23 protein-coding genes and 1 pseudogene are annotated in these 20244 nt (G+C 57.1%); 13 read left to right on the top strand and 11 right to left on the bottom strand.

Features of this window, described 5'->3' with window-relative positions:
- Positions 1-46: 46 nt before the first annotated feature.
- Positions 47-361, bottom strand: coding sequence for a DUF4148 domain-containing protein (locus SBC1_RS19945; RefSeq protein WP_165098109.1), 315 nt, complete (start codon positions 359-361; stop codon positions 47-49).
- A gap of 776 nt (positions 362-1137) precedes the next feature.
- Between SBC1_RS19945 and SBC1_RS19940 the strand changes: the two genes are divergently transcribed.
- Both SBC1_RS19940 and SBC1_RS19935 read left to right on the top strand, forming a co-directional pair.
- Positions 1138-1728: a hypothetical protein gene (locus SBC1_RS19940; protein ID WP_165098111.1), complete on the top strand. Its 591-nt coding sequence runs from the start codon at positions 1138-1140 to the stop codon at positions 1726-1728.
- 183 nt (positions 1729-1911) lie between these two features.
- Positions 1912-2391 carry a VOC family protein gene (locus SBC1_RS19935; protein WP_370469641.1) on the top strand — a complete coding sequence of 160 codons (480 nt, stop codon included), beginning with the start codon at positions 1912-1914 and terminating at the stop codon, positions 2389-2391.
- Between the two features lie 197 nt (positions 2392-2588).
- On the opposite strand, the gene SBC1_RS19930 is transcribed toward SBC1_RS19935, so the two are convergent.
- Entirely contained in the window at positions 2589-3689 is a 1101-nt protein-coding gene (locus tag SBC1_RS19930) for an IS5 family transposase (RefSeq protein ID WP_165102028.1), read from the bottom strand.
- Positions 3690-3848: 159 nt separating this feature from the next.
- Between SBC1_RS19930 and SBC1_RS19925 the strand changes: the two genes are divergently transcribed.
- Positions 3849-4508 (top strand): SRPBCC domain-containing protein, encoded by a 660-nt coding sequence (locus SBC1_RS19925; RefSeq protein ID WP_165098121.1) that lies wholly within the window; start codon positions 3849-3851, stop codon positions 4506-4508.
- A 111-nt stretch (positions 4509-4619) separates the two neighbouring features.
- Here SBC1_RS19925 and SBC1_RS19920 read toward each other — a convergent pair whose 3' ends face one another.
- Both SBC1_RS19920 and argC read right to left on the bottom strand, forming a co-directional pair.
- The gene (locus tag SBC1_RS19920; RefSeq protein ID WP_165098116.1) at positions 4620-5720 is read right to left on the bottom strand and encodes an IS5 family transposase; all 1101 of its coding nucleotides are present in this window, start codon (positions 5718-5720) and stop codon (positions 4620-4622) included.
- Positions 5721-6128: 408 nt separating this feature from the next.
- Positions 6129-7055, bottom strand: a complete 927-nt coding sequence (gene argC / locus SBC1_RS19915) for an N-acetyl-gamma-glutamyl-phosphate reductase (protein ID WP_165098144.1) — start codon at positions 7053-7055, stop codon at positions 6129-6131.
- Between the two features lie 128 nt (positions 7056-7183).
- On the opposite strand from argC, the gene SBC1_RS19910 reads away from it, so the two are divergent.
- Positions 7184-8068: a LysR family transcriptional regulator gene (locus tag SBC1_RS19910; protein ID WP_165098147.1), complete on the top strand. Its 885-nt coding sequence runs from the start codon at positions 7184-7186 to the stop codon at positions 8066-8068.
- Between the two features lie 168 nt (positions 8069-8236).
- Complete coding sequence (locus SBC1_RS19905) at positions 8237-8863, top strand: tyrosine-type recombinase/integrase (RefSeq protein ID WP_165098170.1); 627 nt, start codon at positions 8237-8239, stop codon at positions 8861-8863.
- Between the two features lie 287 nt (positions 8864-9150).
- On the opposite strand, the gene SBC1_RS19900 is transcribed toward SBC1_RS19905, so the two are convergent.
- The 5 genes from SBC1_RS19900 to SBC1_RS19880 form a co-directional block, all read right to left on the bottom strand.
- The gene (locus tag SBC1_RS19900; RefSeq protein WP_165101463.1) at positions 9151-9726 is read right to left on the bottom strand and encodes a helix-turn-helix domain-containing protein; all 576 of its coding nucleotides are present in this window, start codon (positions 9724-9726) and stop codon (positions 9151-9153) included.
- Positions 9711-9902: an SDR family NAD(P)-dependent oxidoreductase gene (locus SBC1_RS19895; protein WP_165098257.1), complete on the bottom strand. Its 192-nt coding sequence runs from the start codon at positions 9900-9902 to the stop codon at positions 9711-9713. The genes SBC1_RS19900 and SBC1_RS19895 overlap by 16 nt, the downstream gene beginning before the upstream one ends.
- 62 nt (positions 9903-9964) lie before the next feature.
- Entirely contained in the window at positions 9965-10594 is a 630-nt protein-coding gene (locus tag SBC1_RS19890) for an NAD(P)-dependent oxidoreductase (protein WP_165098260.1), read from the bottom strand.
- A gap of 140 nt (positions 10595-10734) precedes the next feature.
- Positions 10735-11607 carry an NmrA family NAD(P)-binding protein gene (locus SBC1_RS19885; protein WP_165098263.1) on the bottom strand — a complete coding sequence of 291 codons (873 nt, stop codon included), beginning with the start codon at positions 11605-11607 and terminating at the stop codon, positions 10735-10737.
- A 45-nt stretch (positions 11608-11652) separates the two neighbouring features.
- Positions 11653-12036: a DoxX family protein gene (locus SBC1_RS19880; protein ID WP_165101466.1), complete on the bottom strand. Its 384-nt coding sequence runs from the start codon at positions 12034-12036 to the stop codon at positions 11653-11655.
- Positions 12037-12165: 129 nt separating this feature from the next.
- Here SBC1_RS19880 and SBC1_RS19875 point away from each other — a divergent pair, with 129 nt between their 5' ends.
- A complete protein-coding gene (locus SBC1_RS19875; protein WP_165098267.1) occupies positions 12166-13071 on the top strand; it encodes a LysR family transcriptional regulator in 906 nt (301 codons plus the stop codon).
- A gap of 339 nt (positions 13072-13410) precedes the next feature.
- Here SBC1_RS19875 and SBC1_RS19870 read toward each other — a convergent pair whose 3' ends face one another.
- On the bottom strand, positions 13411-14205 hold the full coding sequence (locus tag SBC1_RS19870) for an SDR family NAD(P)-dependent oxidoreductase (RefSeq protein WP_031356643.1): 795 nt from the start codon (positions 14203-14205) through the stop codon (positions 13411-13413).
- 103 nt (positions 14206-14308) lie between these two features.
- Here SBC1_RS19870 and SBC1_RS19865 point away from each other — a divergent pair, with 103 nt between their 5' ends.
- Positions 14309-15199 carry a LysR family transcriptional regulator gene (locus tag SBC1_RS19865; protein ID WP_165098283.1) on the top strand — a complete coding sequence of 297 codons (891 nt, stop codon included), beginning with the start codon at positions 14309-14311 and terminating at the stop codon, positions 15197-15199.
- Between the two features lie 279 nt (positions 15200-15478).
- Positions 15479-15808: a GNAT family N-acetyltransferase gene (locus tag SBC1_RS40630; protein WP_165098286.1), complete on the top strand. Its 330-nt coding sequence runs from the start codon at positions 15479-15481 to the stop codon at positions 15806-15808.
- A 784-nt stretch (positions 15809-16592) separates the two neighbouring features.
- On the opposite strand, the gene SBC1_RS19855 is transcribed toward SBC1_RS40630, so the two are convergent.
- Positions 16593-17531 (bottom strand): LysR family transcriptional regulator, encoded by a 939-nt coding sequence (locus SBC1_RS19855; protein ID WP_165098289.1) that lies wholly within the window; start codon positions 17529-17531, stop codon positions 16593-16595.
- 130 nt (positions 17532-17661) lie between these two features.
- Here SBC1_RS19855 and SBC1_RS19850 point away from each other — a divergent pair, with 130 nt between their 5' ends.
- From SBC1_RS19850 to istA, 5 genes and pseudogenes are all read left to right on the top strand, one after another.
- Positions 17662-17841: a hypothetical protein gene (locus tag SBC1_RS19850; protein ID WP_206366076.1), complete on the top strand. Its 180-nt coding sequence runs from the start codon at positions 17662-17664 to the stop codon at positions 17839-17841.
- An 11-nt stretch (positions 17842-17852) separates the two neighbouring features.
- Positions 17853-18374 (top strand): hypothetical protein, encoded by a 522-nt coding sequence (locus SBC1_RS19845; protein ID WP_165098325.1) that lies wholly within the window; start codon positions 17853-17855, stop codon positions 18372-18374.
- 36 nt (positions 18375-18410) lie between these two features.
- A complete protein-coding gene (locus SBC1_RS19840) occupies positions 18411-18590 on the top strand; it encodes a hypothetical protein (protein ID WP_165098334.1) in 180 nt (59 codons plus the stop codon).
- Positions 18591-18925: 335 nt separating this feature from the next.
- Positions 18926-19282 (top strand): hypothetical protein, encoded by a 357-nt coding sequence (locus tag SBC1_RS19835; protein ID WP_165988987.1) that lies wholly within the window; start codon positions 18926-18928, stop codon positions 19280-19282.
- 215 nt (positions 19283-19497) lie between these two features.
- Positions 19498-20244: pseudogene (istA, locus tag SBC1_RS19830) on the top strand (IS21 family transposase); the annotation flags it as partial.

Raw genomic sequence — 20244 nt, 5'->3', positions numbered from 1 at the left:
CGACCTGAGCACGATTAACTGGGCGCGCGCGTGGGCCAGTATTTACTCAACCGGGCTTTGCTTGCGGGCACTCAGTTTCGTACCAGATATTGACCTGACGCTGCGCGGCCTCAAGATCTGCCGGGTAGTAAGGATCGTCATTAAACGATCCAGGATAGTAGCCCGCTTTTTCCAAGGCCGCCACTTCACTCATATTGCGTTCGTGGGTAACCGGCGCCTTGTTCCTGATGTCGGTCAGGTCGCGGCATTCCACGGCGCCAAGGTGGGTCCCTGTGCCGGCCTGCATGTTCCCTGCGGCACATGCAGCGAGCAAAAGCATTGACGCGGGAAGCATCGGCCAGGCTTTGTTTGAGTTCTTCATTTTGCGGTTCCCTCCAATGAAGCAACGCTCACCACGCATGGCTCATTCCCGGCTGAGGGCGGGGTATCAAATCGACGTGCTTGCCACCCTTCGGCCTTCGCGAGCTTATGACTAAAGGCGGTCGGCAACCGGCCACTTTCGGCCGTTCGATATCGGTGCCTAGATCGACGACAATCCATACCGACCGCACATCGGTACTCGCCAAGGGCTATAGAGGAAAATATCTCGGCAACTACAGATCACGACGATTAGAGCCGTCATTTTCGAGAAAAATTAAAGATCCGGTAGCAACTGCCGTTGAACATGATCGTCTGTAGACAATGAGAGTATCCCGCCAAATATGCTTGTTCGGCCGCCACAACCATTTATCTCCGAATTCGCAAACAGATGACCGAGCCGCCAGAATTTCGCCCCAATTTCCTATTCGTTCAAGTGAGGGCTCGCCTTAAGGATTTCTTCATAACCTCGCTGTGGTTGTCCTTGATGTTAGCGGTCTTGACCGGTTGGTGGGGTGTAGAGGGTGACGCACTCATGCTTCACCTGGCTGCAATTTTTGCGGTGCTGTTTTTATGCCTTTTCATATCATTTATAGTCGTGTGCATTGTGCGCAAAAGGCATCCTATTGCGGAGTTGCGCCAGTTGGTGTCATTTAAGTCCGTATTGTATTTTGGATTGTCGTTAATATTTTTTGTTTTACTGGGAGCTGTCGCGGTTGTTTTATCGACTAAGAAGTGATCTGTTGTTAAATAGCGCGACAATAAATTTGGAAAATTGGCATGAAATTTCTCATTGCGCTAATTTTAATATTTGGATGCGCCAATGCGTTGTTCGCTGGTGTCCCAGAAGATGGGGCAATCAGCATTCACGAGATATCGTTAGGGTACCCCGCGTATCAGAAGGTGGTGCGCTTTAAGATAATTGACGCCTATAAACCTGAGATTCACGAGACATTTTTCAGAATTTTTGTCGATTACCCTTCGATGCGGCCAACGCGTGGACCCCGCAAATTCAAGTTGAACGATGACACTTTAGAGATATTGGTGCAAGCCTATCCGAAATACGGAACTGACGCTGACAGAATACTGTCGGGCGGTTTTGGCGCGATTGAGATAGCTCCGGAGAACGGTTATCGTGTATTTACAGAACGTATTGGAAGAATTGACCAAACAAAAATATATGGTTACAAAAGTGAAACCGGTAGCGTGGTTGTATCTGATCCGGGTTCATGGAGTGTCCGTCATGCAATGACAAGGGGTGTTTCGGATTTATATCAATTTAATTGTCATTTTAGTAAAAAGATGGGCGCTCCATTTAAAAGTATTGATGAATCCGTGGTCAGGCTTTTGTCGACCATGATTGTCGAGTAGCGCTTGTTTTAGCTCGGTCTAAACGCAAACACATAAAGTTGAGATAGTCCATTGCCTGCATTGTCCTTGACCGAATGGCCGGTTCGTCCATTGCAGGAATTCAGCTTATCTCATTCGAGAAAACGACAGACCGCCTTGCAACAAATTGCACTAAAGAACAATTAGGTCTCGCAGGCGGGATCGATGGGTGAGCATCCGTCTCCGTCCGGCCAGGAGCGGTCCGTCGACTGCTCGATCAAAACCGACGACAATCCGGGCAAGTCACCAGTCTCACCATATTCGGAGAGTCCAATGCCGGTTCTCATGTCCAGGTTGATACTTTACGTCCGTGATGTTGAGTTGCTGAAGTCGTTCTATCAGATCCATTTCGGGTTTCGGGTCGCCGAAGAAATCGAGAACGAATGGGTTGTGCTGAAGGCCGGTTCAATTGAGATTGCTTTCCACAGAGTTGGCGAGCCCTATCGCGAGCTACCAAAGCAAGCCAATACTTCGAACGCGAAAATCGTCTTTTCGGTGGAGTCTGGGCTATCAGCGTTGCGCGAGAAACTGTTGAGCGCGGGTGTTCGAATGCGTGACTTGAAACGCTACGAGGGCTTCGCCCAATTGATGTGCGACGGAGAGGACCCTGAGGGAAACGTCTTTCAGCTTTCCCAGTCCGATTAGATGACGAACTTCCGCTTCGCTGGAGGTCAGAGATGTCGAACGCATCGCCCCTAACAGGCTGCGGAAATAGAGGCCGACTTTACTGAGCCGTGAGCTTAATCAGAATTTTCAGCGAGGAATTTCTCATAGTTTGAAATGCGGACCGGTTAATTTCGGTTTTCGGACCTGTTTATGACGCTCTCTTGGGCATTTTTGGCTCACAGCGGCTGCAACGGCCGGATCTCTCCCAAGGTGCGCATGCGCACGAGGTTGTACGCGGCCATGGTCAGCACAAACATCTGATCGACCTTCTTCAAGCCGCGCACCATCACTTGACGCATACCGCCGATGCTCTTAGCCCAGCCGAAACCTTGTTCGATGAGCTTGCGCTTTTGCTGGGAAACCGCATAGCCCGCACTCTGGGCGATTGACTCGGGCACCGCCGACTGGCGGCCTGAGTTGTTTTGCGCCACGTGAGGCGTGACTTTCATGGTCTTGCAGGCCTCGATGAACTCCGCCGCGTCATAGCCTTTGTCCGCCCCCAGCGTGATCTCGCGCGTCGGATCGCCAAGCGCCTGACGGGCATCGTTGATCATCACTTTGGCCGCTTCGCGCTCGGCATAGCCATCGGCCAGCGTCACCACGGCGCTGGCGATCAGCCCATGGCGGTTATCGCTTAACGTGTGGCCCATGTAGCGTAGCTCGCTTGCCGTTTTGCCCTTACGATACAGCCGCGAATCGGGGTCGCTCTTCGATTCATGCGTCTCATTGCTGCGCGTCTCACCCTTGAAGCTCCCACCGTCTTCGGGGTCCTGATCATCATCGCGGCGCACAAAGCTTTTATGGCCGGCCCATGCTTGAATTAACGTGCCATCGACGCTGAAGTGCTCACCGCAAAGCCAGCACTTCTTCTCGGCAATGCCCACAACCTCGTTGAAGAACTCGATGACCGCGTCATGCTTGATCAGGCGCTCGCGGTTCTTGGTGAAGACAGTGGGCACCCAAACGGCATCGTCCATCGACAGCCCGATGAACCAACGAAACAGCAGGTTATATTGAACCTGCTCCATCAACTGGCGCTCCGAGCGAACGCTATAGAGCACTTGTAATAGCATCGCGCGCAGCAACTTCTCCGGGGCAATGCTGGGCCGGCCACCTTTGATATCAGCCTCGTACATGCCGGCAAACAAGCGATCCATCCTGGCCAATGCTGCGTTGGCCATCTTGCGAATCGAGCGCAGCGGATGATCGGCTGGAACAAAGTCCTCCAGCTTACGCAACGTGAACAAATTCTCGGTAAAGGTATCCGCGCCGCGCATCGCTTCTCACAGTTGTGGGGTCTTCACTAACAACGTTTGAACTGACCTTTTGGGTGACTCCGGGGTGAGGTATTTCCGCAGCCTGCTAATCAATGCTCACCTCATCCGTCTGAATGCCCGGTATCGAGCGACTCGACCGTCCCATGCGGGTCTTGGTCCATGCCTTTCGCATATCTGCTGCGATCAGCGATCCTGCGAGGTTTGCGTCGGCCCGGGTTCGGCCAATTTGAGACGCTCGACGGCGCCTCGCAAATTCGCAACAATCTTGAAGCCATATTGATTGGGGTGGTGAACACGCCAGAGCGGTTAATATGCGATTTCTTCGACCGCGAGGAATTCATCTTGAAATTAGCAGAGCGCGTTATGTACGGTTTTGCCGGAGTGGTTTTCCTAGGCTTCCTGGCAATACTAGCGCTGCACCACAATGGGTCGATTGAGACTGAGACGTTGATTGACAGCTCGCCTCAGACAGTGTGGACGATCCTCACGGCGACCGACAATTACCCGTTGTGGAATCCGGAGATCTCACGATTACGCGGACAGCTTCGCGAGGGCAACGTCATCGAGTTTGTTGAGGGGACGGGGCCGGACGCAATGGTGTTTCATCCCACGATACTTGCGGTGCAAGCTGTTCGAGAATTGCGATGGAAAGGGTACGTATGGTTTCCCGGTATTTTTGACGGCGAGCACCGCTTCATTCTCGAAGCTGTGGGAAATAAAACGCGCTTTATCCAGGGTGAAACATTCACCGGCATTCTTGCTGGAACCCTGACTCAGAGCGTCCTAGCAGGCTGCGGAAATAGAGGCCGACTTTACTGAGCCGTGAGCTTAATCAGAATTTTCAGCGGGGAATTTCTCATAGTTTGAAATGCGGACCGGTTAATTTCGGTTTTCGGACCTGTTTATGACGCTCTCTTGGGCATTTTTGGCTCACAGCGGCTGCAACGGCCGGATCTCTCCCAAGGTGCGCATGCGCACGAGGTTGTACGCGGCCATGGTCAGCACAAACATCTGATCGACCTTCTTCAAGCCGCGCACCATCACTTGACGCATACCGCCGATGCTCTTAGCCCAGCCGAAACCTTGTTCGATGAGCTTGCGCTTTTGCTGGGAAACCGCATAGCCCGCACTCTGGGCGATTGACTCGGGCACCGCCGACTGGCGGCCTGAGTTGTTTTGCGCCACGTGAGGCGTGACTTTCATGGTCTTGCAGGCCTCGATGAACTCCGCCGCGTCATAGCCTTTGTCTGCCCCCAGCGTGATCTCGCGCGTCGGATCGCCAAGCGCCTGACGGGCATCGTCGATCATCACTTTGGCCGCTTCGCGTTCGGCATAGCCGTCGGCCAGCGTCACCACGGCGCTGGCGATCAGCCCATGGCGGTTGTCGCTCAACGTGTGGCCCATGTAGCGTAGCTCGCTTGCCGTTTTGCCCTTACGATACAGCCGCGAATCCGGGTCGCTCTTCGATTCATGCGTCTCATTGCTGCGCGTCTCACCCTTGAAGCTCCCACCGTCTTCGGGGTCCTGATCATCATCGCGGCGCACAAAGCTTTTATGGCCGGCCCATGCTTGAATTAACGTGCCATCGACGCTGAAGTGCTCACCGCAAAGCCAGCACTTCTTCTCGGCAATGCCCACAACCTCGTTGAAGAACTCGATGACCGCGTCATGCTTGATCAGGCGCTCGCGGTTCTTGGTGAAGACAGTGGGCACCCAAACGGCATCGTCCATCGACAGCCCGATGAACCAACGAAACAGCAGGTTATATTGAACCTGCTCCATCAACTGGCGCTCCGAGCGAACGCTATAGAGCACTTGTAATAGCATCGCGCGCAGCAACTTCTCCGGGGCAATGCTGGGCCGGCCACCTTTGATATCAGCCTCGTACATGCCGGCAAACAAGCGATCCATCCTGGCCAATGCTGCGTTGGCCATCTTGCGAATCGAGCGCAGCGGATGATCGGCTGGAACAAAGTCCTCCAGCTTACGCAACGTGAACAAATTCTCGGTAAAGGTATCCGCGCCGCGCATCGCTTCTCACAGTTGTGGGGTCTTCACTAACAACGTTTGAACTGACCTTTTGGGTGACTCCGGGGTGAGGTATTTCCGCAGCCTGCTAGGGGAAACGGTTAATAGCATGCATGCGATGAATGACGCGTTGAAAAAGCGAGCCGAGCTAGCGTCTGGTCAACCGCCGAAATAGTCGGTTGGATCACTTGGGCAACTCCCTGCTGACTGATACCGAATAGCCGCTGATGAGAACGGCAGCTGACCGCTCCGGGTCGCGTGCCGATGTCAGACTTGCGCGGTTCACATGCGTATGCGCGGCGCATGAGGCAGCAATCGGCCAGTATGAGACATTCGACGGCCACGATCAGATTGACAGCAATCGTTGGCAGATGGGTGCAGCCGAACATTAGCTCAAGCCATCGGCCACTATTACTGCGTGAGCATCAGGTTCAGGTTCTGAACCGCAGCGCCGGATGCGCCTTTGCCGAGATTGTCGAGAACCGCGGATAGCAGGACGTGCCCGTGTTCCATGTTAGGAAATACGCTTAAGCGCATATCGTCCGTACCGTTCAGTACTTGCGGATCCAGGTGCTTTAAGAAGCACGATTCGTGCAGCGGCAAGACATGTACGTGGGCCGCCTCAGCATAGTGGCGTGCGAGGCATGCGTGTAACGTGGCGCCGTCCGCGTAAGGTGCCAGCAGCCGCACATCCAAGGGCACCGTCAGCACGATGCCCTGGCGGAACGCACCATACGCAGGGACGAAGATTGGACGCTGCGCGAGTCCGGCGTGCTGCTGGATCTCCGGGGTGTGCTTATGTGCGAGTTCCAGACCATATACCTGGTATGACGGTGCGTTGACAGCATCCTGTCCCTCGTGTTCCTCCACGCCGGCACGCCCGCGTCCGGAGTAGCCGGACACCGCATGAATGCTGACCGGGTAGTTGCCTGGTATGAGCCTGGCGTGCAGCAGGGGACGCAGCAAGCCAATTGCACCGGTCGGATAACAACCTGGATTGGTGACCCGACGTGCGTTCGCAATGCGCTCAGCCTGTCCCAGAGTCATTTCCGGAAAGCCGTATGTCCAGTCCGGCTGTGTGCGATGGGCGGAACTTGCGTCGATTACTCTGACGGCAGGATTAACAATGGCGTCCACCGCCTCGCGCGCGGCGGCATCGGGCAGGCAAAGGATGGCAATGTCGCAGGCGTTGATGGCTTCGGCGCGAAGCCTGGAATCCTTGCGTTCCGCCGCGGGAAGCGTGACCAGTTCCAGATCGGTCCGGTCGCGAAGCCGTTCGTGAATTTGCAACCCGGTGATGCCTTGGTCGCCGTCGATGAAAACAAGGGGAGAGCTCATGCGCGGAATACTCCGGTGACTGGGTAATAACAAGTAGAACGAGCCTGTTATCTTCCGCGCACCGCTAGAATAGCGAAAGTTGAATTTCATAACGTGAACATTCAGTTTTTCTGAATCTGGACGCCGACATGCGAGAGATCAGCCTGGACCGCTTGCGCACCCTGGTCGCTATTGCCGACCGTGGCTCATTCGCCGACGCGGCGCGTGCGTTGCATCTGGCGCCACCAACGGTCAGCCTCCACATCGCCGAACTGGAAGAGCGCATCGGGGCTCCGCTCCTGTCACGCAAGCGCGGACATGTTCGGCCGACGGTGATAGGCGAGCTGTTGGTCGAGCGCGCGCGTCGACTGCTGGCCGACGCGGAACAGGCGTTAGACGATGTTCACCGCCAGGTTCAAGGGCTTGTCGGACGCGTTCGGCTCGGAGCATCGACCGGCGCGATTGCGCACCTGTTGCCTCAAGCGCTTGACGTGCTGCGTGAGCACCATCCCGCTATCGATATTCAGATCGCGGTACTCACCTCGCATGAAACGCTAACCCGATTAGCGGATGGGACGCTGGATATCGGGCTGGTTGCACTGCCTCAGCCTCCGGCGGCTGGACTCGTGATCAAGCCCTGGCGCCGCGACCCGGTGATGGCATTCGTGCCGGCGCATTGGCGGTGTCCGGCTCGCGTTACGCCTGAGTGGCTCGCCGCTCAACCTCTCATTCTTAATGATGCGACCACGCGTCTCTCGCGTCTGACTGCGGAGTGGTTTGCGACCGGAGGGCACCATCCCGCGCCGCGCATTCAGCTCAATTACAACGATGCGATCAAGAGTCTGGTAGCGGCGGGCTATGGCGCGGCGCTGTTGCCCCATGAGGCCACTACACCATTACCCGACAGGCGCATTGTCATGCGTCCGCTGCGCCCGGCGTTGTGGCGTCGGCTCGGCATTGCGCGTCGTGCGGGGCACGTCGAGCGTTCCACGCAACACGTACTCGATGTGTTGTGGGATCTGCGATTGGCGTAGGAATTTGCCATTTGTCGCTTCGGTTCGTTTTCGCTGGGAAAGTAGCCTATTGCACGCCACGACGAACGAATGGCCGGTTTGTAGAGATTCGACAGACCGAATTGGGTCGAAGATTGACCACTTCACCAAGCGCAGAATCGATCTCCCTTCGTTGAAGAGGAGATTGTCATGGAACCGCTTAATTCTTCCGACGCTCGTCGGGTGCCGTGGAACAAGGGGAGGCTAACCGGCCAGAAGCCTCCGCTGAAGCTTCGAGAAATCTGGGCGATTCGAACGAGGCTGCAGATGTCTTCCAACGCCCGCGAGTTGGCGATGTTCAATCTCGCGATCGATAGCAAGCTTCGGGCGTGTGATCTGACGCGACTGCAAGTGCAGGACGTCTGCGTGGGAGGGCATGTCGTAGCCCGCGCGACTTTCATGCAGCAGAAAACGCATCGACCAGTGCAGTTCGAAATCACAGAGCAGACTCGTCATAGTGTCTCCACATGGATTTCGGCGCGGGGATTAAAGCCTGCCGACTATTTGTTTCCAAGTCGACTGCATGCCTCAGCGCACGTGTCGACGCGCCAGTATGTGCGCATCGTTCATCGCTGGGTCGCGTCGATCGGACTCGATGACACCGCGTACGGTACGCACACCATGCGTCGAACGAAAGCGTCGTTAATCTATCGACGCACCAAGAACCTGCGCGCGGTCCAATTGCTGTTGGGCCACACAAAAATTGAAAGCACCGTGCGATACCTCGGGATTGAGGTAGACGATGCACTCGAAATGGCTGAGCAAACCGAAGTGTGATCACCGGTGGCCGGCGAGCGTTCGCTTGTCGGCCACTTACGGACGTTCAACGCTGGCCCCTAGATTGTCGACAATCGTCGCTGCGCAACTTTGCTGGAAAACACGCAAGTTGCCTATTGGACGCGGACCGCGAACGCACCCTAGTCACTATGCGCGCTGAGTGCAGCCTAGCGAACGGCGATTATTCTTCGATCGGGTTGCGCAGCGTTGCGATTCAAGGTCACGGAATCGTTGGCTCCCAGGCGATCGCGCTAAATTGGTGGCTTGCGATTAGTCTGTTTCAACATTTAAAGTAGGTTCGGCGTCCCGACCCAGATCGCAAGCGCCTCAGTGGATCGGTTATTCAACCATCCTTGGGGCAGCGTCGATTGGTAATGCGCACTGTCCCCTGTTTTGAGCACAAATGTCTTGCCCTCAAGAGTCAACGAAATTTCACCCGAAGTGACGTAAAGAAACTCTTCTTCTGCGCTGGTTGGCATATCGGCAGGTCCGCTCTGATAGGGCGGGAATCTCACAAGGACGGCCTCAAGCCGCCGGCCTCCAGACTTATGCGTAAGTCTCGCGAACGAGTTTGCGGTATCCGCGAACTCGAAGAAACTCAGTTTCTCACCCCGACACACAAATTTCTGTTCGCTTGGAGCGTCAACAAAGTATTGCACGGCAACACCAAGCGCGTCTGCAATGCCTTTCAACGAGGCAATCGAGGGCATGGCCAAGCCGCGCTCTATCTGTGACAGGAAAGGTTTCGAAATCCCTGCAGCCCTTGCCGTACAGTCAAGAGTGAGCTTTAGCCGCTGTCTCAGCGCGCGGATCTTGCCGCCGAATTGCGCGGATGGAATATTTTTTTTCATTTCGGTAAACATAAAAATGAAGTGGACTTCGAGGCCCATGGTTCCTTCTTGGCCTTCTCCAGTGTTTCCGGGTTGGCGCCCGTGGCGATCACCGTGGCCCCTTCCGTCTGGAATCGTTTCGCGATCGCCGCCCCCATCCCGGTTGTGCCTCCCGAGATGAGCGAAATCTTGCCTTCCAATCTGTTCATTCGTGACCTCTTGTATGCCTGACTACTAGGTGGTTGAAGAACGTGATCCACGAGACCCGTCCTCACCATAGGAGTACGGGTGTCTGTTTCAACCACGTATCCTTCGCCAGTTGCTCCACCACGAACTGAGCGACATCCGCGCGTGCGACCTTGCCGCCGTTGACGTCGGCGAGGTCAACGATGGCCCTGACGCTTCCGCGAGCTGGGTCGTTGGTGAGCATCGCGGGCCGGACTAAGACCCAATCGAGTGAGCTGGTGCGAATCGCGGCTTCCTGGCGCCCCTTGTCTTTGTAGGCATGGCGAAGCAGCAAGGGCTGGAACAGCCGGTCGAACACGAAGCCGCCGTGGCCGCGGCTATCTCCCACCCCCAGGGCGGAGATGCAGACCAGACGGCGGACGCCGCTGCGACTCATCGCCGGGAGCAACGCGCGTGTCGCTTCGGTCAGAACGCTGACTTCGCTGAAAGGGCTAACGCCCGTGCCCAGCGAGCTGACGACGGCATCGCAGCCTTTCAAGGCGCGCATTAGGGCGCCTTCGTCGCAGGCATCCCCCTCAATGAGGTCTGCGCCTGGGAAGTCGGGCGCGCGCGCCTTCGAGCGAACTAACGCGACTACGGAATGACCCTTCTCCAAGGCGTCGTGGACGATCAGCCGTCCGGTTCCGCCCGTTGCACCCAAAACAAGAACCTTCATAGTCGATCTCGATAGTTGTTGGTATGAACGCCGCATTTCATATGGAAATGGGCTCTTTTGGTTGCTCTGCCAGAATCACGATGGAGTACGAATACCCGGAGTAGATTTCCAAAGTCGTATCCCATCGCTGATCCGCTGACCTATTCTGTAGCGGCCTTCAGGGCCGCCGCGAAGACATCGCGGGCAGACGTCGCGCCCGGGACGTGCTCCGTACCCTCGACGCCGAGGTCCATCCAGCCCGAGTTGACGGCGTCATACATCGCTTCGGCCGGTCCCGTCTGGCCCTTCGGAACGCCGAGCTGCTCGAACGCTGCCGGCCACCCGGCCCGCGGTACAGCAAAGGCGTTGACGTCGACCTTCAGGACTTCTCCCAATTGTGTCGCTACTTCATCCGCACTGACCATCGAACCGAGCTCGATGGCGCGATGCCCCAACCATGCCGGCCCGGTCAGAAGCGCTGCGACTTCGGCACCGATGTCGTTGGTCGCGACCATGGTCGATTTCCGATCGGTCGGGTTGTAGTAGACGGGGAGCGTGCCACCTTGGGCAACATGCAAGCCGTAGAGGAAATTTTCGAAAAATCCGCCGGCGCGCACATAAGCGATCGGCAATGTCAGGTCGCGAAATCCTTGCTCCAGAAGCGCCAGCGCCGTGATCATCCCCAGCCCACCGGTTCTATTCGCCCCCATCGACGAAAGCGCAACCACTCGCGGCGGCGATGCCCTGGTGAGCGCCTCGACATAGTTTGCAATGACGCCCCTGGCTTCTTTGAAATCGGGCGAGGGCGCCCAGACAGCCGGCAACATGACCAACGCGCCTTCGACGCCTTTGAGCGCGTGCTCGACGGCTGCCGAATCATTCCAATCGCCGTCTAAAAGTTCCACACCCTGGTTCGCCCAGTGAGCCGCCTTCTCGCGATTGCGGACCAGCGCGCGTACTTTCTTGCCGTGCGCCAACAGATGTTCTGCCGTTGCGCCGCCTACTTTTCCCGTGATTCCCGTTACTAAAAACATATGCTTTCTCCGGATATTGAGGGACAGAGGACTGCCCCGGTTGGCTTAACGAATGAGCGGCAGAATGGCTCGGATACGGGAGTTGCGCGCGTAGAGGCCACCCCATGTCAACGCGCCCAGAACCAGCGAAATGATTTCTGGCGGCGATCCCAACTCACCAATGCGGACATGGGCGCAGATGGCACCTCCCAAATAGCCCGTCACCAGGATCGCGCCGAGGACGGCGGTAGCCGGGATGGCGTAAAGGATGGCGCAGGCAAGGACGATCGGACCCACGACGCGGGTAACGTCCATCGCGAACCCGGTTTCCTGCAACATGCTCGCGATCTGTGCTGGCACGAAAAGCTGAATAATCCCGTCTGCCACCAGAGCGATAACGACAAACGCGCTCATTACCCGGCCGGCCCACAGGGAGCGATGCAAGGTCATAGTTTCAGTCACTTGTTGTTCTCCGATGTGGGTCTCAATTTCGAAGCTTATTGTGTTTTTCAGATATGATAAACGCCGACAAAGTGAATTAACTGTTCTCTCTGCGGGTAACAATACCGAGGCGCGAAAATGCAGAATCTCGAACCCCTCCTCATATTCGTAACGGTCGCGGAAATGGGGAGCTTCACCCGCGCGGCCGACCGCTTGGGCATCCAAAAGGGCAGGGTCTCAACGGCTGTCCGGAAGCTGGAAGAAGATGTCGGTGTCAGACTCCTGCACCGGACGACGCGGAGCGTGCAGTTGACAGAGGACGGACGTGCGTTTCATGCGCGCGCCCGCGATCTGCTTGCTGAAGTCGATGACCTGCACTCGATGTTCGCAGGCGAGCACGTGGCACTTCGTGGGCGTCTACGGGTGGATCTTCCGTCCGAGGTGGCGCGCACCACGGTCATGCCAGCCTTGCCGGAGTTCATGGCGACTCATCCCGAGTTGGAGCTGGAGGTGTCGAGTACGGATCGGCAAGTCGATCTGGTTCAAGAGGGGTTCGACTGCGTGTTGCGGCTTGGACCCATACGGGACGAGACGCTGATTGCCCGCCCACTGGGCCTGTTGCGCATGGTCAACGCTGCCAGTCCCGTCTATCTGGCGCGCTATGGCGTGCCTCGATCGATAGGAGATCTCCAGCGTCAGGAACATCGGGCAATTCATTTTTCGACGATGCTCGGCTCAAGACCTTATGGATGGGAATATCCGGACGGCGACAGCTACGCGACGCTTCAGTTGCCGGGTACGCTACACGTCAACAACGCGCAGACCTACGAAGCCGCTGCCCTCGCCGGCCTCGGCCTGATTCAGGCGCCACTCTTGGGGATTGGCCGATACCTGGAGAATGGAGCGCTTGTGGAGGTTATGCCCGATTCTCGTCGCCGGGCGCTCGCGGTGTCCCTCGTCGTAGCTCATCGGAGCAATCTGTCGCGCCGAGTCCGCGCATTCATGAAATGGATCGAAGTTGTGCTGACGCCGTATCTGGAATGAGGGGTGGTGGATAAACATTGATCGAGAGTGCCCTAAAATTGACTGCTCCGAAGCTGCCACTCGTCAGGGGGCTGCAACGGGTCGAACTGAGCCGATCACCATCCGGCTGAGTTCGGCCAAGGGACGCGGACCATCGAACCTAAGGCGAGGATCGTCGACATTCGTGTCACCATGGACCAACCGGTCGGCGCGATTAAGGCAACTTTGGGCGGCTATTTTCGAGTGGAAATACTCGTACAAATGCAGGCACATTCAACTTGGGCTGTCGTCTACTCCGGGAAGGAACCGATAGTTTGGCCCTTCCCGAGGCCGCGTTGAGCGAGTGAAAAAGCGGGCGCCCTATGCAATTGTCCGAACGACACCGCCGTCGACACGCAAGGAAGTGCCTGTTGTCGCCGACGCCTGCTCCGAGCAGACATAGACGACTAGGTTTGCGACTTCTTCGGTTGTCGCGAAGCGATTGAGGAGCGTGGTCGGGCGATTCGTTTTCAAGAACTGCTGCTCGGCTTCCTCACGCGTAATTCCTTGCGCATCTGCGTTTGCCTGCGCCCAACCACCCATGATCTCCGAATTCGTCGGACCAGGGAGAACCGAATTAACGGTGACGCCCGTTCCGCCGACCACCTCGGCCAAGCCCCTCGCAATGGCGAGCTGAGCGGTCTTGGTCGTGGCGTAGTCGATCATGTCCTTGGGGATGGCAAGCGCGGACTCGCTACTGATGAAGACGACGCGCCCCCAGCCGCGCTTCGTCATGTTTGGCACATAGTGACGGGAGGCGCGAATACCGCTCATGACATTAAGTTCAAAGAGATCGATCCACTCGCTGTCCTCAATTTCGAAGAACGACTTGGGACGCCCAGTACCCACATTGTTGACGAGAATGTCCGCATCCGGCGCCTGCGCGAACAAGTCCGCCGCGCCTTTCGGGGTCGCAAGATCTGCGATGACGCCGGTAAACTCCGCCTTTGGTAAGAGTTCGCGAAGCTCCCGAAGCGCCGTGGAGACGCGCTTCTCTGTGCGGCCGTTGATCACGACCGCGGCGCCTGCGCGCCCCAGCCCTTCTGCAATGGCTCGGCCGATACCTGCTGTGGACCCAGTAACGACGGCCTTGCGGCCAGTGAGATCAATATTCATGACACCATTCCTTCAGCTGTGGAGAGAGCTGGATTGTGAGTGATGTCGGAATCAATGATAATAGCTTAATTTGCCATAATATTAATTCCCAGGAGGAATCGAAGTGGATCGATTCCACGAATTAAACGCCTTCATAGCCGTGGTTGAAGCAGGCGGTTTTACAGCTGCCGCGCATCGAACCGGCGATTCACAGTCGGCAATAAGTAAGGCTATCGGCGCGCTCGAGAGGCGCCTCGGCGTGGTGTTATTTAACCGAAGTACGCGCCGCGTGACCCTGACGGATCAGGGGCAAAGATACTACGATCGGGCAAAACCGCTGCTTGACGAGATGGATGACGCCGACAGCGAGCTGACCAGCAGCACGCATAATGTCTCGGGTCTGATCAGGATCGCTGCATCTGGTACTTTTGGCCGTCTTCATATTTTGCCGCTTATTCCCGACCTGCTATCACTCAATCCTGGCCTTCAGGTGGATCTCATTCTCTCGGATTTCGTGCGAGATATGGTGGAAGACGGGATTGATCTGGCGATCCGAGTGGGGCCCGTGAACGATCCTGACGCGATCGTCAGGCGCGTGGCCAGCACTCCTCTCGTCTGCGTCGGATCCCGTCGCTACTTCGAGCAACGCGGAATGCCAAAGACTCCTGTCGAGCTCGTTGATCACAATTGCCTTTTATATCGCGGCTTGACGGAGTCAACGCATTGGCCTTTTGTCGGGCCAGAAGGTCGATTTAGCGTGTCCGTGCACGGAAATCTCACGTCCAACAGTATCGAAACGATCCGGGCTGGTGTTCTAGCCGGTGTGGGAATCGGCCTGTTTGCCAAGATCTCTCTTGCCGATGATCTCCGGCATCCGGACGTCATCACCGTTCTCGACGAATTTATAGGCGACGCCAGAGACATAAGCCTCATCTGGCCAAGACGCCGGTTTGTACCGGCGCGTGTGCGACAAGTCACCGATTTTTTCGCAGAGGCTATACCGCGGCGTATTTAGTCGCCCGAACTTAGGAAAAATGGTCAGCGATGGCGGAGGGGAGCCTTCGGATCAGTCAAGCGGACTTCCTATTGATCGCGCGAGCCATGAAAGCTCAAGAAGAAGAGTACGAACACGGTCCAGTCCCCTGAAACATGGTTGGTATTGCTCGCTCGAACACCTCACATTCCATCCTTGCCGAAGGTTTCGTCGCACAGCCAGACGCCATATGTTCTTCGTTCTGAATAGGATGGAGGATGAGTTACTTATGATTGAGCAAGCCTGCCGTTTGCCGGCAAGATGTGCCTTATTGGTACCTGCGGACTCGCCATCAATGGGGCCTTCCGGTCGGCGAGCATCGGTTTCGAGTTGGAGAGACGCTTTTGGGGACAAGGTCTCGTGCACGAAGCTCTTAGCTCAATTGTCGACCATGCCTACGATCGCTGGGACATCAATCGAATTCAGGCAACGACCGACCTCGACAACCAAGCGTCTATAGGGCTTCTGCGCAGCTTGGGATTTATAGAGGAAGGCATCATGCGACAGTGGGGGTACTGGAAAGACGCATTTCACGACGTTCGTCTTTTTTCCTTGATCAAGGCTGAACGACCCATCTATCCCACAGCGTAGGTTCTGGCGCTTGATCAACGATCCGGGCGGTTGTCCGCGACCGTCCGCTATCGAGAAAATCGACGGTCCCTTCAGGGTCGATCCACGACATTCGAAACGCCTGCCGGCACGACCAGCCGGATAGCTGTGTGAAGTCGGAGTCGTGCCGCCGGAAGGTTGTGAGGTTTCTCATGGCCTGCCAGCTCCTCTAGTCATTCAAGATAGAAGAGAGAGACCAGGCATACCGCTGCGTCACTCGAATCGCAATTGACTGGCCGTATGACTTTTTCGAAAGCTGTTGCGCCAGCAATGTCACAGACGGCAACTAACAACAACACAAGCCACACAAGCCGCACGATTGCCTCTACTTTGTAATGTTTTGTGACGCCAATTATGGCTCATCGAGCGTCTCCGCAGCGGTCGATTTTTGCCCGACACGAGCCAATCAGTGGCGACGCACGCGGCCAGTTCAACGCCGGAGCGCGCCCGGCCAGGAATGGCCGTTCAGGGGCAACTGCTGCCGGATGCTCAAATATTCCTTCTGTCTCCGGGTACTGCCCTTTAACCGATAAAGAACGAGGCGGCAGGGCGAGCCGAGCGCGGTCCTATGCGCGCAATTCAAACAGGCCTATTGAACTGAGATCCAAGAAGGGGTACAGACTTGCGTGCTGGTCGCGACGATGACTTTTCGTCAAACGCATGTAACTCACGAAAATTCTTCCCGTACAGGAGGGGCCTTCACCTGAATGACGTCCATATAAAGGAAAAAACAACCCCTTCTTTTCCCCGGCCGGCACGTCAGTATTCATCTTGTACCCGGAACTTTGTCATGGCCTGGCGGGTGGCTCTTTACATGATCGATGAAGGCGCGAAGCTTCGGCATGATCTGCCGACGGCTTGGATAGTAGAGAAACACTCCCGGTATCACCGGCGCGAACGGCTCCAGCACGTGCACCAGTCTTCCCGCTCTCACTCCTTCAGCGACCATCGGCTCAGGTAGCTGCGCAAGGCCCATACCTTCGACTGCCGCGCCCAGCATGGTGGGAAAATCATGAGCGATGAGAGGGCCCGACACGGCGATCTCGATTGCGTGGCCGTCGTCGTTGAATGACCAAAGCGCCAGCGCGCCGCTGGATCGCCGCCATCTCAAGCATGCGTGTTGGCGCAGATCATCCGTGTGCCTGGGTGGGTTGCGCCCGGCGAAGTAGTCTGGACTGCCGACGACGATGAGACGAAACGGCGGCGTCAACGGTACGGCGACCATGTCAGCGTCGACGAACTGGCCCAGCCGGATTCCGGCGTCGAATCCTTCCGCTGCAAGATCGATCAGCTCCTTGCTCGCGGCGATCTCCACTTCGACCTCGGGATAAGCCCGGCAGAAAGATGCAATCAGCGGTTCCAGCAGGATTGGCACCACCGCGCGCGGCACTGAAAGACGCAACAATCCGGCGGGCCGCTGGCCAAGTCCGCGCGCAACATCACTAGCGGCGACAAGCTCCTCGAAGGCAGGCTTTGCCCGCGACAGAAACCGCTCGCCAGCTTCGGTCAGGCCGACACTACGCGTGGTGCGTGTGAAGAGCGCTGCGCCAATGCGCGCTTCAAGTACACGCACCGTCTGGCTGACGGCCGACGGCGTCACACCGAGTTCCGCGGCTGCCCGGCGAAAACTGCGATGCTGGGCAACGCTCAGAAACACCTCCACGCCATCGAGTGCGCCCTGCCTGACTGTGAAGTTCTGCTTCATAGCCCGTCAACATTGTGATGAATAGTCGCTCGCGAGAGGCCATGGTACACCTACGCCTGCAGATGAGGCGTCACGCCGACGTCGACTCGCAAGCCCTGAACAATCCGCTAAGACCGCGGGGGAATCGCTGATGATCGCCGCCCCAAATCCTGCTGGTATTGTCTCGCCGCGTCCCGCTTGGCGCAGCCTGCTTTGGATCGTCGTGCTGACGGTCCTGTGGATCGTGTTGATCTACTCGCAACCGGTTATCCCGACTAGCGGCGTTCCGACAACGGTCCATCTATCCTTCAACGCGCCACACAACACCTGACAGGAGGCAACATGCCACCGGAACTTCTTTTCCAATTGCATCTCGTTCTGGGGTATTTCGCTTGGCTGCTTTGCTTTCGCGCATACGTCTGGCCCAAGCTCAAGTCGATGGACCCGTTCGAAGCGCAACGCGCCATCGCCACCTTGCACAGCTTCCGTTTCTTCGGGCTGGTCTTCATTCTGCCGGGCGTCGTCAGTCCCGATCTGCCTGCCAGCTTCGCCGTGTTCGCCGCGTACGGTGACTTCGCAACAGGCGTTCTGGCGATGCTGGCGCTACTCACAGCACGCATACGCCCGCTCTTTTGGTCGTTCGTCGTAGCGTTCAATCTTGTGGGAACGACCGACCTCATGCTCGACTACTACCACGCTATCCAGTCTGATCTTCCTGCGCGTGCGGGAGAGCTGGGCGCTACGTACGCGATTCCGATCATCTACGTGCCTCTCCTGATGATTACGCATGTTGCCGCCTTCTATTTGCTGCTGCGCCCCCAGCCCAAAGCGGCTCGGAGCTCTCTATCCTTCCGTAAATCATGACATGACCAAAGCGTGGGCTGCTGCCAGCAGGCAGCGTTGACCGAAGGGCGTTTCTGCACGCTCTTGAGCGTGTTGCGCACGGCAGCGTTCAATTCGGAGATGCTGCCTGGGCGGAATGCCGGGCGTCGCGATATCGGCCAGCCCCGCACGGGTCGTCAGCGCGACTCGCAGGCGCACGATTGCGGTGACTATCCGGCGGCAGTGATGGCCGATTAGCGGAAGGCGTAGGGCGTAGGGTGTGAACGAATCGCGGATGGACTTTCGAATGGGCGTTGGGGGCACGAAGGCCCGAAGGATTGCAGTGGCCGCGTGCCGCAGATCGCGGATCAACAAGGGGCGGGCAGTTACGGTCATTCGACGTGACGAGGTGGATCGTTGACATCCTTCCGGTTAAAGCGGTCTTGGCAAACTCACTCTAACCCCGTCGCCCGGTAGGGCGGCCGCAGGAGGTCCGCCAGATGATTTTCAATTATTCGGTCGCCAACAGTCCAACCCTCTAGGCTGATTGCACAGCCGCTACAATATGCACATCAGTTCACGAGAGGTTGAAAATGGCGAATCGGGGAAATCTGATCCGTCGGTCGCAGCACACCAGATCCATCCTGCTGGTAGGCGTCCCTCCCGTCCTGGAGCTCGATCTTTTTGGTCCCGCGAGCGCATTCGACCTCGTCAATAAGCTCGTCGCAGGCTCCTCGCTTGCACCTGCAAATGAACCTCCATACCGGCTTACGATCATTTCATCGACGGAGAACTGTCAGCTTGAGGGCGAGGCAGGCGGTAGGCTCGCTGCGCATTCCTCCTACAAAGACTACGAGGAGGAAGTCGATACCCTGCTCGTGACAGCTGGCCCGCGTTCGATTGACGATGTGGGAGCGCCCGAGTTCCGCGAGTGGCTTCGCCGCATGTGAATTTCCGGCATATAGGAGCCATTTCGTTTTCGGCGTAATGGCGCCACCGGATTTCCGGCGTAATGGAGCCACGACGTTTTCGGCGTAAAGGCGCCAGTCGTTTTTCGGCGTAATGGCGCCACCCGGATGACGAGCAACGAGGGTTCGAACTTTCATTGATCGGCTAGACTGCCGGCCTTTTGCCGGGAGAGGCCGTGGCCAATCGGAGGTTCGAGATGTACCAATACCGACAGATCCTGGTGCGCATGCGCCGAGGCGACTCTGACCGGGATATCGCACGATCGAAGACCATGGGGCGCAAGAAGATTGCGCAGGTGCGGGAGATTGCCGCCAAGAACGGATGGTTGGCGCGTGAAGCGGCTTTACCCGACGAACACGTAATGGCCGCTTTCCTGGATCGCAAAGAGGCGCCGCTACCATCGAGTTGCGTCTCAACCTTGGAACCGTGGCGCGAGCAGATCAGCAAGTGGCGGGCAACCGGCGTTCAATGCACCACGATCCACGCCACGCTCGTTCGCAACCACGGATACAGCGGCAGCTATTCCTCGGTCTATCGTTTCCTTCTGCATATAGACGCCTCGCACACGCCCGACGTGCCGCTGCGCCTGGAGTTCAAGCCGGCCGAAGCCGCGCAAGTTGATTTCGGCGCCGGCCCGATGATGACCGACGCGCTCACCGGCGAGATCCATAAGACTTGGTTCTTCGTCATGACCCTGGCGTGGTCGCGCCACCAATATGTCGAGTTTGTTCGAGACCAAACCGTAGCGACCTGGCTGGGATGTCATCGGCGCGCCTTTGAGGCATTTGGGGGCGTGCCGGCCCGGGTCATCATCGACAACTGCAAATGTGCGATCACCCGGGCGTGTTATTACGAGCCCGAAGTGCAACGCGCGTATGGCGAGTGCGCAGAAGGATATGGTTTCAAGATCGATGCATGCCCGCCAAGGGATCCGCAAAAAAAG

The sequence above is a fragment of the Caballeronia sp. SBC1 genome (assembly GCF_011493005.1).
GTDB lineage: Bacteria > Pseudomonadota > Gammaproteobacteria > Burkholderiales > Burkholderiaceae > Caballeronia.
The sequence above is the reverse complement of the archived record's forward strand: the minus strand, read 5'-3'. Positions and strand labels throughout refer to the sequence as shown.